The 13,883-nt window shown below is 59.6% G+C and carries 14 protein-coding genes; 6 read left to right on the top strand and 8 right to left on the bottom strand.

All coding sequences use genetic code 11. From position 1 onward, the window contains the following. Nucleotides 1-16: 16 nt before the first annotated feature. The 4 genes from AC07VO_RS22165 to rpoE form a co-directional block, all read right to left on the bottom strand. Nucleotides 17-1,447, bottom strand: coding sequence for a DegQ family serine endoprotease (locus AC07VO_RS22165; RefSeq protein WP_019647985.1), 1,431 nt, complete (start codon nt 1,445-1,447; stop codon nt 17-19). A 246-nt stretch (nt 1,448-1,693) separates the two neighbouring features. Continuing rightward, nucleotides 1,694-2,656 carry a MucB/RseB C-terminal domain-containing protein gene (locus tag AC07VO_RS22160; protein WP_064619726.1) on the bottom strand — a complete coding sequence of 321 codons (963 nt, stop codon included), beginning with the start codon at nt 2,654-2,656 and terminating at the stop codon, nt 1,694-1,696. 8 nt (nt 2,657-2,664) lie between these two features. Further along, on the bottom strand, nt 2,665-3,252 hold the full coding sequence (locus tag AC07VO_RS22155) for a sigma-E factor negative regulatory protein (protein ID WP_086944833.1): 588 nt from the start codon (nt 3,250-3,252) through the stop codon (nt 2,665-2,667). 30 nt (nt 3,253-3,282) lie between these two features. Next, the gene (gene rpoE, locus AC07VO_RS22150; protein WP_003172477.1) at nt 3,283-3,864 is read right to left on the bottom strand and encodes an RNA polymerase sigma factor RpoE/AlgU; all 582 of its coding nucleotides are present in this window, start codon (nt 3,862-3,864) and stop codon (nt 3,283-3,285) included. A gap of 557 nt (nt 3,865-4,421) precedes the next feature. On the opposite strand from rpoE, the gene nadB reads away from it, so the two are divergent. Further along, nucleotides 4,422-6,038 (top strand): L-aspartate oxidase, encoded by a 1,617-nt coding sequence (gene nadB, locus AC07VO_RS22145; protein WP_018926784.1) that lies wholly within the window; start codon nt 4,422-4,424, stop codon nt 6,036-6,038. On the opposite strand, the gene AC07VO_RS22140 is transcribed toward nadB, so the two are convergent. Together AC07VO_RS22140 and AC07VO_RS22135 are read right to left on the bottom strand one after the other, a co-directional pair. Beyond that, complete coding sequence (locus AC07VO_RS22140; RefSeq protein WP_086944832.1) at nt 6,007-6,459, bottom strand: protein YgfX; 453 nt, start codon at nt 6,457-6,459, stop codon at nt 6,007-6,009. The genes nadB and AC07VO_RS22140 overlap by 32 nt on opposite strands. Continuing rightward, the gene (locus AC07VO_RS22135) at nt 6,443-6,697 is read right to left on the bottom strand and encodes an FAD assembly factor SdhE (protein WP_007941436.1); all 255 of its coding nucleotides are present in this window, start codon (nt 6,695-6,697) and stop codon (nt 6,443-6,445) included. Before AC07VO_RS22135 ends, AC07VO_RS22140 begins: the two co-directional genes overlap by 17 nt. Nucleotides 6,698-6,845: 148 nt before the next feature. Here AC07VO_RS22135 and ygfZ point away from each other — a divergent pair, with 148 nt between their 5' ends. Beyond that, a complete protein-coding gene (gene ygfZ, locus AC07VO_RS22130) occupies nt 6,846-7,787 on the top strand; it encodes a CAF17-like 4Fe-4S cluster assembly/insertion protein YgfZ (protein WP_064619736.1) in 942 nt (313 codons plus the stop codon). A gap of 35 nt (nt 7,788-7,822) precedes the next feature. Further along, entirely contained in the window at nt 7,823-8,644 is an 822-nt protein-coding gene (locus tag AC07VO_RS22125; RefSeq protein WP_086944831.1) for an HDOD domain-containing protein, read from the top strand. A gap of 125 nt (nt 8,645-8,769) precedes the next feature. Here AC07VO_RS22125 and AC07VO_RS22120 read toward each other — a convergent pair whose 3' ends face one another. Both AC07VO_RS22120 and AC07VO_RS22115 read right to left on the bottom strand, forming a co-directional pair. Then, nucleotides 8,770-10,158, bottom strand: a complete 1,389-nt coding sequence (locus tag AC07VO_RS22120) for a sensor histidine kinase (RefSeq protein ID WP_086944830.1) — start codon at nt 10,156-10,158, stop codon at nt 8,770-8,772. After that, a complete protein-coding gene (locus AC07VO_RS22115) occupies nt 10,151-10,822 on the bottom strand; it encodes a response regulator (protein WP_007941432.1) in 672 nt (223 codons plus the stop codon). The genes AC07VO_RS22120 and AC07VO_RS22115 overlap by 8 nt, the downstream gene beginning before the upstream one ends. A 234-nt stretch (nt 10,823-11,056) precedes the next feature. Between AC07VO_RS22115 and AC07VO_RS22110 the strand changes: the two genes are divergently transcribed. The 3 genes from AC07VO_RS22110 to AC07VO_RS22100 are packed head-to-tail and all read left to right on the top strand — an operon-like array spanning nt 11,057 to nt 13,883. Then, on the top strand, nt 11,057-12,349 hold the full coding sequence (locus AC07VO_RS22110; protein ID WP_086944829.1) for an OprD family porin: 1,293 nt from the start codon (nt 11,057-11,059) through the stop codon (nt 12,347-12,349). Nucleotides 12,350-12,388: 39 nt separating this feature from the next. Beyond that, a complete protein-coding gene (locus tag AC07VO_RS22105; RefSeq protein WP_018926791.1) occupies nt 12,389-13,366 on the top strand; it encodes a Bug family tripartite tricarboxylate transporter substrate binding protein in 978 nt (325 codons plus the stop codon). A gap of 58 nt (nt 13,367-13,424) precedes the next feature. Next, nucleotides 13,425-13,883, top strand: a complete 459-nt coding sequence (locus AC07VO_RS22100; RefSeq protein ID WP_018926792.1) for a tripartite tricarboxylate transporter TctB family protein — start codon at nt 13,425-13,427, stop codon at nt 13,881-13,883.

Raw genomic sequence — 13,883 nt, 5'->3', positions numbered from 1 at the left:
TCAGCCGACAACCGGTTTATTCAGCCAGCTTGAAGGTGATGAAGCTGGCACGACCCTGGCGCAGAACCCGCATCGACACCGAGCGGTTCTTCGGCAACGCCTTGGCAATCTCGGTGAACTCCTTGGTGGAGCCGATCGCCTGGTTGTTCAGGTGAGTGATCACATCACCAGGCTGCAAGCCGATCAGGGCAGCAGGACCGTCCTGCACGTCCTTGATTACCACACCACCTTTAAGGTCGTAGGCTTTCTTCTGCTCATCGGTCAATTCGGCCACGGAAACACCCAGGCGATTGCTGCTGCGCTCCGCGCCAGATTTAGGCTGGGCGTCCAGCTCTTTGCCTTCTTCAGGGATAGCGCCGACGGTCAGCTCGACATTCTTGCGTTTGCCTTCGCGGATCACCTCAAGATTGGCTTTCGAGCCTGCCTTCAGCGCACCCACCAAGTGCGGCAGATCGGCGGACATGACGATCGGTTGACCGTTCATGCTCAGGATCACGTCGCCCACTTGCAGGCCACCCTTGGCAGCCGGACCGTCATCCTGGATCTGAGCCACCAGCGCACCGGCCGGTTTCTCAAGACCGAACGACTCGGCCAGATCTTTGCTCACTTCCTGGATCACCACACCCAACCAGCCACGGCTGACTTTACCGCCGCTTTTCAGCTGATTGGAAACGTCCATCGCCACATCGATAGGGATCGCGAACGACACGCCCATGAAGCCGCCGGAACGGGTGTAGATCTGCGAGTTGATGCCGACCACTTCACCGGCCAGGTTGAACAGCGGACCACCGGAGTTACCCGGGTTGATCGGCACGTCGGTCTGGATGAACGGCACATAGTTTTCGTTCGGCAGGCTGCGACCGATGGCACTGACGATACCTTGAGTCACTGTGTGATCAAAGCCGAACGGCGAGCCGATGGCCACGACCCACTGACCGGCCTTCAGGTCCTGCGATTTGCCGAGCTTCAGAACCGGCAGGTTCTTGCCTTCGATTTTCAGCAAGGCGACGTCGGAACGCGGATCGGTACCGATCAGCTTGGCTTTCAACTCACTGCGATCGGCGAGGCGCACGAGAATCTCGTCGGCATCGGCGATCACATGGTTGTTTGTCAGGATGTAGCCGTCAGGCGAAATGATGAAACCCGATCCCAGGGACTGCGCTTCGCGCTGGCGATCGCCACGAGGTGAGCGTGGCTGCTGCGGCATACCACGTTCAAAGAACTCGCGCAGCATCGGCGGCAAGCCTTCAAGATCAGGCATTTGCTCGCTGGACACTTTGCGTTCCGGCAACTTCTGGGTAGTACTGATATTCACCACCGCGGGCGAGGCCTGCTCGACCAGTTGCGTGAAGTCAGGCAAGTCGGCCGCTTGCGCAGTGACCGCCTGACCGAGCACCAACACGGTGGCAAAAATGGAGAGATAAGACTTCAAGCGTGGTATCGACATACGGCTCCCGTTACGACGAGCATGGTTAAGCGATATGGAGCAAGGAACACCGGAAACGATACGCCGGTATTTTTGTTCCGGGAACAACAAACAAGGCCAGAGCCGAGGGGCTCTGACCTATAAAAAATTTTCGGGATATTTGCAAATGAAAATGCTCGGCAAAACATTTCGAGGCCTCAACGACGGGGCAGCCATTGCCAACCTCCCGCACCCTACAGCCCCGATTGATGAGCATGACTGATCAGCTCACTGCTTGTTGGTAGCCGCGGCATCGTTGCGCATGGACAGCGCAATCCGTTCGGCGGTACCAATCGGTATTTCACCGACCACGGTCACCATTATTTCGCCTTGCGGAGTGGTCAAGCGACGGGACACAGCGACTGTTGGCCCCAGCTGGGTACGGGTGTCGGTGACTGTTGCCCCATTCAATGGCTCAAGGAACACCGAGAATCGGGCCAGACCGTCGTCGAACATCAGACTGTTGACCTGGACTTTGGTATCCGGATCCTTGTGAGAGTTACTGCTGGTCAGTTCGAAACCTGGCGGCAACCAGTCAGAATGCCAGACCTGCGCAGTCTTGACGGCGGACGCCTTGTCACTGTCCAGGTTAATGGGCTTGCACTCGGAACCTGCCTGCAAATCGCTGTCGGAAGGCACCTCGGCAGTATCCAGCCGGGTGAACTGGAACCGTTCCAGCAGTTGCCCTTTGTCATTGAGCAACAATGACTTCAACGGCAAGCCTGTTTCCTTGTCCAGATGCAGTTCAAAACCATAGCGGTGCTGATCGCGAGGTGTCAACGAGACGATCACCGCCGAACGCCCGGCCACGCGCGACTTGCCGATGACGGCAAGGTCATACCAATTCTTTAGCTTTTGTGGATCGAGTGCACGAGCAGCGGAGTTGGGTGAGTCCCCCAGCCCTGCCATCAGGGTGCCGCTGACGCATTGAGTATGCCCATCAATGCGCACGACTTCCTGGGCCGAACCGTCGAGCTGAAGTAAACGCTCTTGGACTTTGCCATCCTGGACGCGATGCCAGATGTTATGGGTAGAAAAACTACCGTTACGCTCGTAGACGAAAGTACCGTGAAAGCTCTGCGTTTGCTCCGCCTGTCCCAGACGCTTCAGCCAGTCCTGGGCTTCATCGGCATGGGCTGGAACAATAAACCAGCCACTGAGCAGAAGCGTAAGTAGAGGTATGGCGCGCATGATCCTCCTTAACGGTTTTCCAGGCTTGCTGCACGAGCGTAAGGCAGAGCGCTCTCAGTACCTTTCAGTGCAGCCTGTTGAGCATGTTGGCGCAAGTAACCTGGCAGACGCTGATCGTGCCAGCCTGGCTGACCTTGCAATACACCGTTGGCCATAGGGCCAGTGGCGTCCGAACTCTCATTGTAGCCTGCCAATACAGCGGGACCCTTGACCTGAGGAGTGGTCAGACTTGGCTGATTAGAATGCTGAGCCAGTTCGACACCTGCGATCTCGTCCTGGTTGTACAGACGTACACCTGCCAGCACGGCAATGGTCACCGAAGCAGCGACTGCCAGACGACCCAGGCTGCGCCATGGACCACGAGAGGTTTTTGCCGGTACGGCTTCGTCAGCCAGCGCAGCAGAAACTGCTGCAGCGATGTCCAGACGAGGGAGCAGCAGGTCCTTGTGCATGACTGCCCGAGCGATCTGGTAACGAGCCCAGGTTTCGCGGGTTTCAACATCGTCGAAGGCATTCAACACCCGACGCAATTCCAGTTCGTCCGCTTCGTTATCCATCACTGCGGACAGCGATTCCTGCAGGGCTTCACGACTCATGGCGTTCCTCTCTTGGCTGTCGCCGCTGTCTCAGTTTTCCTGCAACAACGGCTGCAGGGCTTTATCGATGGCCTCCCGGGCGCGGAAGATCCGGGAGCGCACGGTACCCACCGGACACTGCATGACGCTGGCAATGTCCTCGTAACTCAGACCATCGAATTCACGTAAAGTTAAAGCCGTACGCAAATCTTCTGGCAGTTGCTGAATGGTTCGATGGACGGTGCCTTCGATCTCATCCCGCAGCAATGCACGTTCTGGCGACTCGAGATCCTTGAGGCCATGATCGCCATCGTAGAACTCTGCATCCTCGGAACTGACATCGCTATCCGGCGGCCGACGGCCGCGTGAAACCAGATAGTTTTTCGCCGTGTTGATGGCGATACGGTAAAGCCACGTATAAAACGCGCTGTCTCCGCGAAAATTACCAAGTGCACGGTATGCCTTGATAAAGGCTTCCTGTGCGACATCCTGGGCTTCATGGGTGTCGTGCACGAAACGCACGATCAACCCGAGAATTTTGTGCTGGTATTTCAGCACTAGCAGATCGAAAGCTCGCTTGTCGCCGCGTTGAACGCGCTCGACCAGCTGCTGATCCTCTTCCTGGGTTAGCATGAACACTCCTCGATAAGCTCGAAGGAGGCTTGCATTACTGAACGACCAGACTTGCAAACATAGACTCGGGCTTTTCGCAAAAGTTCTCCCCCTCCAAGCAAGTTTCCTGCGGGCTCTGATTTGGCACGCACGAAAAGCGCAGCGCGGGAAACCCAGGCTGCGCGAATAATCTTGTCATCGGATTCGTCAGCAGGGACCTAACCGCAAGTCCCGCACCGAAACCGACACTGTCCCTTGTTCCAGGCAACCGTCTATTGATCTTGAGCCTTTGGCAAAAGTTCCATATTTATAGCCGCCTGAAACCGACATTGTGCAACCGTGAAACGAAAAAGACTGTTAAATCCACGATACAGTCGCCTTGTCGCCAACACAGTCAAAAAAACTTCCGACGAAGAGTCCAGTCTTTTCCGTCACAGTAGTTTCACAATGCCATGTGGGCCCGGCTATTGTGCCGCTCCCCCCCTCTATATACTAGTGGGCTGTGTGGCTGTCCTGACTCGCCGATCCAGCTGTCTTGCGCCACCCCCGACCCGGGTCGCTTTGAGCGGAATCCTGAAATGAGCCAACAGTTTCAACACGATGTTCTGGTAATTGGCAGCGGTGCTGCCGGCTTGAGTCTTGCGCTGACCTTGCCCGGTCATTTGCGCATCGCCGTATTGAGCAAAGGCGACCTCGCCAATGGCTCGACCTTCTGGGCCCAGGGCGGTGTCGCCGCCGTCCTGGATGACACCGATACTGTCGAGTCCCACGTCGACGATACCCTCAACGCCGGGGGTGGCCTGTGCCATGAAGACGCCGTGCGCTTTACCGTCGAGCACAGCAGAGAAGCGATTCAATGGCTGATCGACCAAGGCGTACCCTTTACCCGTGACGAACAGTCCGGCACCGAAGACGGCGGTTTCGAGTTTCACCTGACCCGCGAAGGCGGTCACAGCCATCGACGCATCATCCACGCCGCCGATGCGACAGGTGCGGCGATCTTCAGAACCCTGCTCGACCAGGCCATACAGCGGCCCAACATCGAGCTGCTGGAACAGCGGGTCGCAATCGATCTGATCACCGAAAAGCGCCTGGGCCTTGAAGGCGACCGCTGCCTCGGTGCCTACGTCCTCAACCGCAGCACGGGTGAAGTCGACACTTACGGTGCGCGCTTCGTGATCCTTGCGTCGGGCGGCGCGGCGAAGGTCTACCTCTATACCAGCAACCCTGATGGCGCCTGCGGTGATGGCATCGCCATGGCCTGGCGTTCGGGCTGCCGGGTGGCGAACCTGGAGTTCAACCAGTTCCACCCGACCTGCCTTTATCACCCGCAAGCCAAGAGTTTCCTGATAACCGAAGCCCTGCGCGGCGAAGGCGGACACTTGAAGCTGCCTAACGGCGAACGCTTCATGCAGCGCTTCGATCCACGGGCCGAACTGGCACCACGGGACATCGTCGCCCGCGCCATCGACCATGAGATGAAGCGCCTGGGCATCGACTGCGTTTACCTGGACATCAGCCACAAGCCTGAAGACTTCATCAAGACGCACTTCCCGACGGTCTATGAACGCTGCCTGGAATTCTCGATCGACATCACCAAACAACCGATTCCGGTGGTGCCGGCGGCGCACTACACCTGCGGCGGCGTGATGGTCGATCAGCGGGGTCGCACCGACGTGCCGGGCCTGTATGCGATTGGTGAAACCAGCTTCACCGGCCTGCATGGCGCCAACCGCATGGCCAGCAACTCGCTGCTGGAATGTTTCGTTTATGCCCGTTCGGCGGCGACGGACATTCTTGAGCAGTTGCCAGAGGTGTCGATTCCGACCGCCCTGCCCGTCTGGGATGCCAGCCAGGTCACCGACTCCGACGAAGACGTGATCATCGCGCACAACTGGGACGAACTGCGGCGATTCATGTGGGACTATGTGGGCATCGTGCGCACCAACAAGCGCCTGCAACGAGCCCAGCACCGAGTGCAGTTATTGCTGGACGAAATCGACGAGTTCTACAGCAACTATAAAGTGAGCCGAGACCTGATCGAGCTGAGGAACCTGGCTCAGGTAGCAGACCTGATGATCCGGTCGGCCATGGAACGCAAGGAAAGTCGCGGCCTGCATTACACCCTCGACTACCCGAACCTGCTGCCGGTCGCCCTGGACACTATTCTGGTGCCGCCCACCTACGCCGACTGAACTTGAGCCGAACCCGCAGGCGTCGGTGCACATCCGCCGCCTGCGAATCCCGCGGCACGCATATCGCCCTGACACCTCGCTCGCCCCGCAGGCGAAAGCGCAGCACCACAACCAACGGCAGCGCCAGGCTGTCCGGCCGTAGCTGTACGGGTTGCCAACCTTGCGCCTGACTCCACAACTGCCAGCCATCGGCATCGCGACGCAAGCCGCGAAAAGCCTGTGGGTGTGTCAGCAGAATCTGTCGCGGCAATACCCAAATGCTGTGAGCCACGCACAACGCTACGCCGAGCAGGTTGGCCCAGAGCGGTATCGAGAGAAGAAACAGCGAACCCAACGCGAACAGCTGGGCGAGAAGATAGGCCGCCAGCAACTGCCGTGAGGCATGCCAGCGGCATTCGAACGCGTTACTTGGGCTGGACACGATCCAGGATCATGCGAACCATGCGCTGCAGCTCCGGATCTTCCGATTCGGCGCGTTCCATGAACCAGCCGAACATGTCCTGATCCTCGCACTCCAGCAGGCGGACATACAGCGCGCGATCTACCTCGTTCAGATTCGCGTAAACCTCTTTCACGAACGGCACCAGAAGCACGTCAAGTTCCAGCATGCCGCGACGGCTGTGCCAAAAGAGGCGGTTCAGTTCAACGTTATCGACCATGGAGCGCTCCTCAAATAGGCCGCAAGTATACAGCCCCGAGGCGAGCCGAACAGTCGGCTTTGGTCGGCACTGACGATCCTTTGTGAACTACCCATTTCAAGGGCGCCCCCTTATGATGTCCCTCAGACTCTTTACCCTGCGATGACCCATGGCCGATTCTGCTTTTTTCTGCACCCTGTCTCACGAAGGCGTTCTCGCGGTACGCGGCTCGGATGCCAGCAAATTCCTGCAAGGCCAATTGACTTGCAACCTCAATTACCTGAGCGAAACCCAGGCCAGCCTTGGCGCGCGTTGCACGCAGAAAGGCCGGATGCAGTCGAGTTTCCGCATTCTGCTGGAAGGCGACGGTGTGCTCATGGCGATGGCCAGCGAGCTGCTGGAGCCGCAATTGGCGGACCTGAAAAAGTACGCGGTGTTCTCCAAATCGAAACTGACCGACGAAAGTGCCGGCTGGGTTCGTTTTGGCCTTGAGCATGGCGATGCGGCACTGGCCAGCCTGGGCCTGGCGCTACCGGTCGACACCGACAGCGTCGTGCGCAATGACGGCCTGATCGCCCTTCGCGTCTCGCCTGAGCGCGCTGAACTCTGGGTGAACGCCGATCAAGCCGACACCATCAAGGGCAAGCTGTCCGCCCTGCTGGCCGAAGGCGAACTGAATCAATGGCTGCTGGGCCAGATCCGCGCTGGGATCGGCCAGGTCATGCCAAGCACCCGCGAGCTGTTCATCCCGCAGATGCTCAATCTGCAAGCCGTCGGCGGCGTGAGCTTCAAGAAGGGTTGCTACACTGGCCAGGAAATCGTTGCGCGCATGCAATACCTGGGCAAACTCAAGCGTCGTCTGTATCGCTTGCAACTGGAAGGTAGTGAACTGCCTGAACCCGGCACGCCACTGTTCTCCCCGACTCACGGCAGTTCGATCGGTGAAGTGGTGATCGCTGCTCGCACCGAGCAAAACATTGAACTCCTGGCCGTGCTGCAAGCCGAAGCTGCAGAAGATGGCAACCTGCACCTTGGCGCACTCGAAGGTCCGGGCCTGCATTTGCTCGACCTGCCTTACCAACTGGATCGTGATCGCGAAATCCAGCGTTAACAGCAGCACTTGTCGCAATACCCTAGAGAAAAGAAATGAGTGAGCTGGCGGATAAGGTCCAACAGGATTTGGTTGAGGCCATCGATAATGATGACCTGGTTCTGCCAACATTACCGGAAGTGGCCCTGCAGATTCGCAAGGCCGCCGAAGACCCGGAAATCAGTGTCAGCACCCTGAGCAAAGTGATCGGCCGTGACACCGCGCTGTCGGCGCGCCTGATCAAAGTGGTCAATAGCCCGTTGCTGCGCGCGACCCAGGAAGTGACTGACTTGCACACGGCCATCACCCGGCTGGGCGTCAATTACAGCAGCAACCTGGCCATCGGCCTGGTGATGGAACAGATTTTCAATGCCCGTTCCGAAGTGGTGGAACAGAAAATGCGCGAGGTCTGGCGCAAAAGCCTGGAAATCGCCGGCGTCAGCTATGCGTTGTGCCGCAGCTACACACAACTCAAGCCTGATCAAGCGGCGCTCGGCGGGCTGGTGCATCAGATTGGCGTGCTGCCGATCCTGACCTACGCCGAAGATCACTATGAATTGCTGTCAGACCCGGTCAGCCTCAACCATGTGATCGAACGCATCCATCCGCTGCTCGGCGATAAATTGCTCAGGGTCTGGGATTTTCCGGAAATGCTGGTGCAATTGCCGGGGCTGTATCTGGATTTCAAGCGGCAATCGGCGCGGGTCGACTATGTCGATCTGGTGCAAGTGGCCAGCCTGTATTGCCACAAGGACACCGACCATCCTCTGGCTCGCATCGACCCGGTCAGTGTGCCTGCCTTCGAGAAGCTGGGGATCGATCCGGAGAACGAAGCGATGTGCAAGGATCTGGAAGAGTCGCGGTCGATGTTTTACTGATTTCTGTGGCGAGGGGGCTTGCCCCCGTTGGACTGCGCAGCAGTCCCTTCTTGGGGCCGCTTCGCTGCCCAACGGGAGCAAGCTCCCTCGCCACAACAAGCCTCTCTCCGCAGGTATGAGTGTGTTCACTCCCCCGCAATAAAACTTACCCGCACTTTCAGCCCCGCCAACTCGCCATCGTGCAGGCTGATCTGCGCCAGATGGGCGCGGCAGATCTCGCCGACAATCGCCAGCCCCAATCCCGACCCAGCCACCTGCTGGTTGCGCCGGTAAAAGCGCTCGAACACCCGTTCCCGCTCTTCAAGGGGAATTCCCGGACCATCGTCCTCGACCTCCAGCACCGCCGGCGCCGTGACCCGCAGAATCACATTGCCGCCCGGTGGCGTGTGGGCCAGTGCGTTGTCCACCAGATTGCTCAACAGCTCGTTCAGCAGCGTCGGCTCACCACGCATCCACACCGGCTCGTCAGCTTCCAGCGCCAGTGCCACGCCACGTGCATGGGCCAGCGGCGCCATGGCCATGCCCAGTTCACGGGCCAATTGACTGAGATCGAGCAACTGCGCACCGCCCTCGGCGATGGCCCGGGCGCCATTCTCGACCCGTGCCAGCGAGAGCAATTGATTGGCCAGATGGGTCAGGCGATCCGTACCCTGGGCGGCCGTTTCCAGGGTGCTGCGCCAGATTTCGGGTTCGTTCGAGCGCAAGCCCAGTTCGAGGCGAGCCTTGAGCGCCGCCAGCGGCGTGCGCAGTTCATGGGCGGCATCGGCGATGAATTGCGCCTGGCGCTCGAACTGCCCGCGCAACCGCTCGGTAAAGTGATTGAGCGCACGCACCAGCGGCCCCAGCTCGTGCTGCACTTCCACCAGCGGCAAGGGGCGCAAGTCATCGGGTTGACGCTCTTCCACCGCGGTACGCAAGCGCTCCAGTGGACGCAGCGCCGCACTGACCGCAAACCACACCAGCAACAACGCACCGATCGCCAGCATGCCCAGCCGCAACAAGGTGTCGGCCATCAGGCTGCGCGCCATACGGACCCGCGCCTCATCGGTTTCCGCCACGCGGATTTCCGCCATGCCGTTCATGTTCGGTTCGCTGACCGCTTTGAGCAGGCTGACCACCCGCACGTTCTGCCCTTGATAGGTAGCATTGTAGAAACGCGCCAGCGCCGGATAGTCATCGGTGCGCGGCGTTCCCGGTGGTGGTGGCGGCAGGTTTTCGTAGCCCGAAATCAGCTTCTGATTGATGTCGTTGACCAGGTAAAAAATCCGCCCGGCGCTGTCGTAGGCGAACGTGTCGAGGGCCACGTAAGGCACGTTGGCGCTGAGGCTGCCGTCGCGCTGGGACAGGCCGGCGGCGATGGTCCGCGCCGAGGCCAGCAAGGTCCGGTCATACGCGGTGTCGGCGGCTTCGCGACCGTTCCAGTACGCACTCAAACCACTGGCGAGCATCAACACCACCAGCAGCAGCGCGAGGTTCCACAGCAACCGCCAACGCAGGCTGCTGAGCTTATGCATCGCGGCTTTCCAGCAAATAGCCAAGGCCACGGAAGGTCACGATGGCCACCGGTTGGCCGTCGAGTTTTTTGCGCAAGCGGTGGACGTAGATCTCGATGGCATCGGGACTGGCCTCCTCATCCAGGCCGAAGACCTGAGCCGCCAATTGCTCCTTGCTCATCACCCGGCCGGGACGGGCGATCAGGGCTTCGAGCACTGCCTGCTCGCGGGAGGTCAGGGTCAGCAATTCTTCGCCGAGGGTGAAGCGCCGGGTGTCCAGATCGTAAGCCAGCACGCCACAGCGTTGCTGGCGTTCACCGCCGAGCACACTGCGGCGCAGCAAGGCTTTGACCCGGGCTTCGAGTTCGGTCAGTTCGAAAGGTTTGGCCAGGTAATCGTCAGCCCCCAGGTTCAGGCCATGGACCCGGTCCTTGACGTCGCTGCGGGCGGTCAGCATCAGCACCGGCAGGTTCTTGCCCCGGGCCCGCAAGCGCGCCAGCACTTCGAAACCGTCCATGCGCGGCAGGCCGACATCGAGGATCGCCATGGCGTATTCCTCGCTGCTCAAGGCCAGGTCGGCCGCCACACCGTCGTGCAGCACATCCACGGTCAGCCCGGTGCTCTTGAGCGCCTGGGCGACACTTTCGGCAAGCTGCAGATGGTCTTCGACGAGCAGAACACGCATGGATCTTTACCTCATTCAGGGATGGTCGACGCCATTCTTTGGCGCGGAGTTTACAGCCGCATCCGTCGCTGTGAAGCCCGAAAACCGTGAAAGTCAGCTGAAAGGTTAGCGAAAGGTTGGCCGGTTAGAGTCCCGCTACGGACAGCTTTCACTGCCGTAGTCAGAGCACATAGCGATACGAAAAACGCCCCGAAGCGTTTTCGCCAATAAGAATAATAAACGGAGTATGTCACCATGCTGTCCATGCAGCTTCAGGCTCGCCCGCCTGTTCGTTTTTCCCGCCTCAACCACACCGCCCTTGTCAGTGCCGCCGCCCTCGCCGGCTTTTCGCCGTTGAGCCAGGCTGCCTTCTTCGAAGACAGTAAGGCAACCTTCGAAACCCGCAACATGTATTTCAACCGCGACTTTCGCGATGGCACCAGCGCCCAGCAATCCAAGCGGGACGAATGGGCCCAGGGGTTCATGCTCAATCTGCAATCGGGTTACACCGACGGCACCGTGGGGTTTGGTGTCGATGCGCTGGGCATGCTGGGGGTAAAACTCGATTCGAGTCCGGACCGCACCGGTACCGGCCTGCTGCCAACCCATGACGACGGGCGCGCGGCGAACGAGTATTCCAAGCTCGGCCTGACCGGCAAAGTGAAGATCTCCGCCACGGAACTGAAAATCGGCAGCCTGATTCCGGAACTGCCGATCCTCAAGCCCAACGACGGCCGCATTCTGCCGCAGACCTTTGAAGGCGGGATGCTGACCTCCAAAGAGATCAAGAACCTGACCTTCACCGGCGGGCGTCTGGAGAAAGCCAAGGACCGCGACAGCACCGACTTCGAAGACATCGCCCTCAACAACAAGAACAGCCGCTTCGCCGGCACCGTGGCAGGCAAGCATTTTGACTTTGGCGGCGTGGACTACAAGTTCACCGACAAGATCACCGGCAGCTACCACTTCGCTCAACTCGATGAAGTCTACAACCAGCACTTCCTCGGTGTTGTCGCTTCGCAACCGTTCGGCCCCGGCACTTTCGGTACCGACCTGCGGTTTGCCATCAGTGACGATGAGGGCGCGGCCCGTGGCGGCAAGATCGACAACAAATCCCTGAACGGGCTGGTGAGCTACGCCTTGAGCGGGCATAAACTCAGCGCCGGCTATCAGCGCATGTCCGGTGACAGCGCCTTCCCCTACGTCGATGGCAGCGATCCGTACCTGGTCAACTTCGTGCAGATCAATGACTTTGCCGGCGCCGAAGAACACTCCTGGCAGGCACGTTACGACTATGATTTCGCCAAACTCGGCGTTCCCGGCCTGAGCTTCATGAGCCGTTACGTGAGCGGCGACAACATCAAGCTCAAGAACGGTGATGAAGGCAAAGAGTGGGAACGCAACACCGAGATCAAATACGTCGTACAAAGCGGCGCCCTCAAGGACGTTGCCGTACGCCTGCGCAATGCCACCTACCGTTCCAACTACTCCGCTCGCGATGCCGATGAAGTGCGTCTGCTGGTGAGCTATAGCGTTGCCCTTTGGTAATTCAGTACGTCCATAACAAAAACTCTTAAGGAGACTTGAATGAACCTATCACTGCGTAAAGTTGCTCTGGCCACCGGCATCATGCTGTTCGCCGGCCAATTGCTGGCCGAACCCAAACGCCCGGAATGCATCGCCCCAGCCTCGCCGGGCGGTGGTTTCGACCTCACCTGCAAACTGGCGCAAAGCGCGCTGGTCAACGAAAAACTGCTGACCAAACCGATGCGCGTGACCTACATGCCCGGCGGTGTCGGCGCGGTGGCGTACAACGCTGTGGTCGCTCAGCGCCCGGCCGATGCCGGTACGCTGGTGGCCTGGTCCAGCGGTTCGCTGCTGAACCTGGCGCAAGGCAAATTCGGGCGTTTCGATGAAAGCGCCGTGCGCTGGTTGGCGGCGGTTGGCACCAGTTATGGCGCCATCGCGGTGAAAAGCGATTCGCCTTACAAGACCCTGGACGATCTGGTCAAAGCCCTGAAGAAAGACCCAAGCTCGGTGGTGATCGGTTCCGGCGGCACCGTCGGCAGCCAGGACTGGATGCAAACCGCCCTGATCGCCAAAGCGGCCGGGATCAACCCGCGCGACCTGCGTTACGTCGCCCTCGAAGGCGGCGGTGAAATCGCCACCGCCCTGCTCGGCGGCCACATCCAGGTTGGCAGCACCGACATCTCCGACTCCATGCCACACATCCTGAGCGGTGACATGCGTCTGCTGGCGGTGTTCTCCGAGAAGCGTCTGGACGAGCCGGAAATGAAAGACATTCCGACCGCTAAAGAGCAAGGCTACAACATCGTCTGGCCGGTGGTTCGCGGCTTCTACCTCGGGCCAAAAGTCAGCGACGAAGACTACGCCTGGTGGAAAAACGCCTTCGACAAACTGCTGGCCTCCGAGGATTTCGCCAAGCTGCGCGATCAGCGTGAACTGTTCCCGTTCGCCATGACCGGCCCGGAGCTCGACACCTACGTGAAGAAGCAGGTCGCGGACTACAAAGTGCTGGCCAAAGAGTTCGGCCTGATCCAGTGATCGCCTCTGTCTAGCGGCTGCGGCCCCGGTTCTCGGGGTCGTGGCCCAGGAGTTCCCCATGCTCATACAACGCATTTTTGCTTCGGTGCTGTTGCTGGCCTGTGTCGGCCTGGCGCTGATGGCGTGGCCGTATCAAGCGGCTTTTTCCTACGAACCGGTCGGGCCTCGCGCCTTCCCCCTGCTGATGCTCGGCCTGATGGGCCTGGCTTTGCTGTACATGGTGTTTCGGCCGGCGCCGATCGTGCACAGCGATGACGACCCAAAACTGGACCGCGAAACCCTGATCAAGATCGGCATCTGCGTGGCGCTGTTGCTGGTGTTCGCCGGGGCCTTCGAACCCCTTGGTTTCATCGTCGCCAGCATTCTGATCGGGGTCCCGATGGCACGCCTGTATGGCGGCCGCTGGCTGCCCAGCGCGGTGATCATCAGCCTGATGGCCATCGGTCTTTATCTGCTGTTCGACAAGTTGATGGACGTGCCACTGCCGTTGGGCGTGCTCGACGTTCTGGAGAACTGA

It is taken from the genome of Pseudomonas sp. GW821-FHT03E01, assembly GCF_059420765.1.
This window is presented reverse-complemented; position numbering and strand designations above follow the sequence as displayed.

Bases quoted from the DNA above. Each gene is read 5' to 3' on its own strand.
- AC07VO_RS22165 (WP_019647985.1), bottom strand. From the start codon at position 1,447: ATGTCGATACCACGCTTGAAGTCTTATCTCTCCATTTTTGCCACCGTG.
- AC07VO_RS22160 (WP_064619726.1), bottom strand. From the start codon at position 2,656: ATGCGCGCCATACCTCTACTTACGCTTCTGCTCAGTGGCTGGTTTATT.
- AC07VO_RS22155 (WP_086944833.1), bottom strand. From the start codon at position 3,252: ATGAGTCGTGAAGCCCTGCAGGAATCGCTGTCCGCAGTGATGGATAAC.
- rpoE (WP_003172477.1), bottom strand. From the start codon at position 3,864: ATGCTAACCCAGGAAGAGGATCAGCAGCTGGTCGAGCGCGTTCAACGC.
- nadB (WP_018926784.1), top strand. From the start codon at position 4,422: ATGAGCCAACAGTTTCAACACGATGTTCTGGTAATTGGCAGCGGTGCT.
- AC07VO_RS22135 (WP_007941436.1), bottom strand. From the start codon at position 6,697: ATGGTCGATAACGTTGAACTGAACCGCCTCTTTTGGCACAGCCGTCGC.
- ygfZ (WP_064619736.1), top strand. From the start codon at position 6,846: ATGGCCGATTCTGCTTTTTTCTGCACCCTGTCTCACGAAGGCGTTCTC.
- AC07VO_RS22125 (WP_086944831.1), top strand. From the start codon at position 7,823: ATGAGTGAGCTGGCGGATAAGGTCCAACAGGATTTGGTTGAGGCCATC.
- AC07VO_RS22120 (WP_086944830.1), bottom strand. From the start codon at position 10,158: ATGCATAAGCTCAGCAGCCTGCGTTGGCGGTTGCTGTGGAACCTCGCG.
- AC07VO_RS22115 (WP_007941432.1), bottom strand. From the start codon at position 10,822: ATGCGTGTTCTGCTCGTCGAAGACCATCTGCAGCTTGCCGAAAGTGTC.
- AC07VO_RS22110 (WP_086944829.1), top strand. From the start codon at position 11,057: ATGCTGTCCATGCAGCTTCAGGCTCGCCCGCCTGTTCGTTTTTCCCGC.
- AC07VO_RS22105 (WP_018926791.1), top strand. From the start codon at position 12,389: ATGAACCTATCACTGCGTAAAGTTGCTCTGGCCACCGGCATCATGCTG.
- AC07VO_RS22100 (WP_018926792.1), top strand. From the start codon at position 13,425: ATGCTCATACAACGCATTTTTGCTTCGGTGCTGTTGCTGGCCTGTGTC.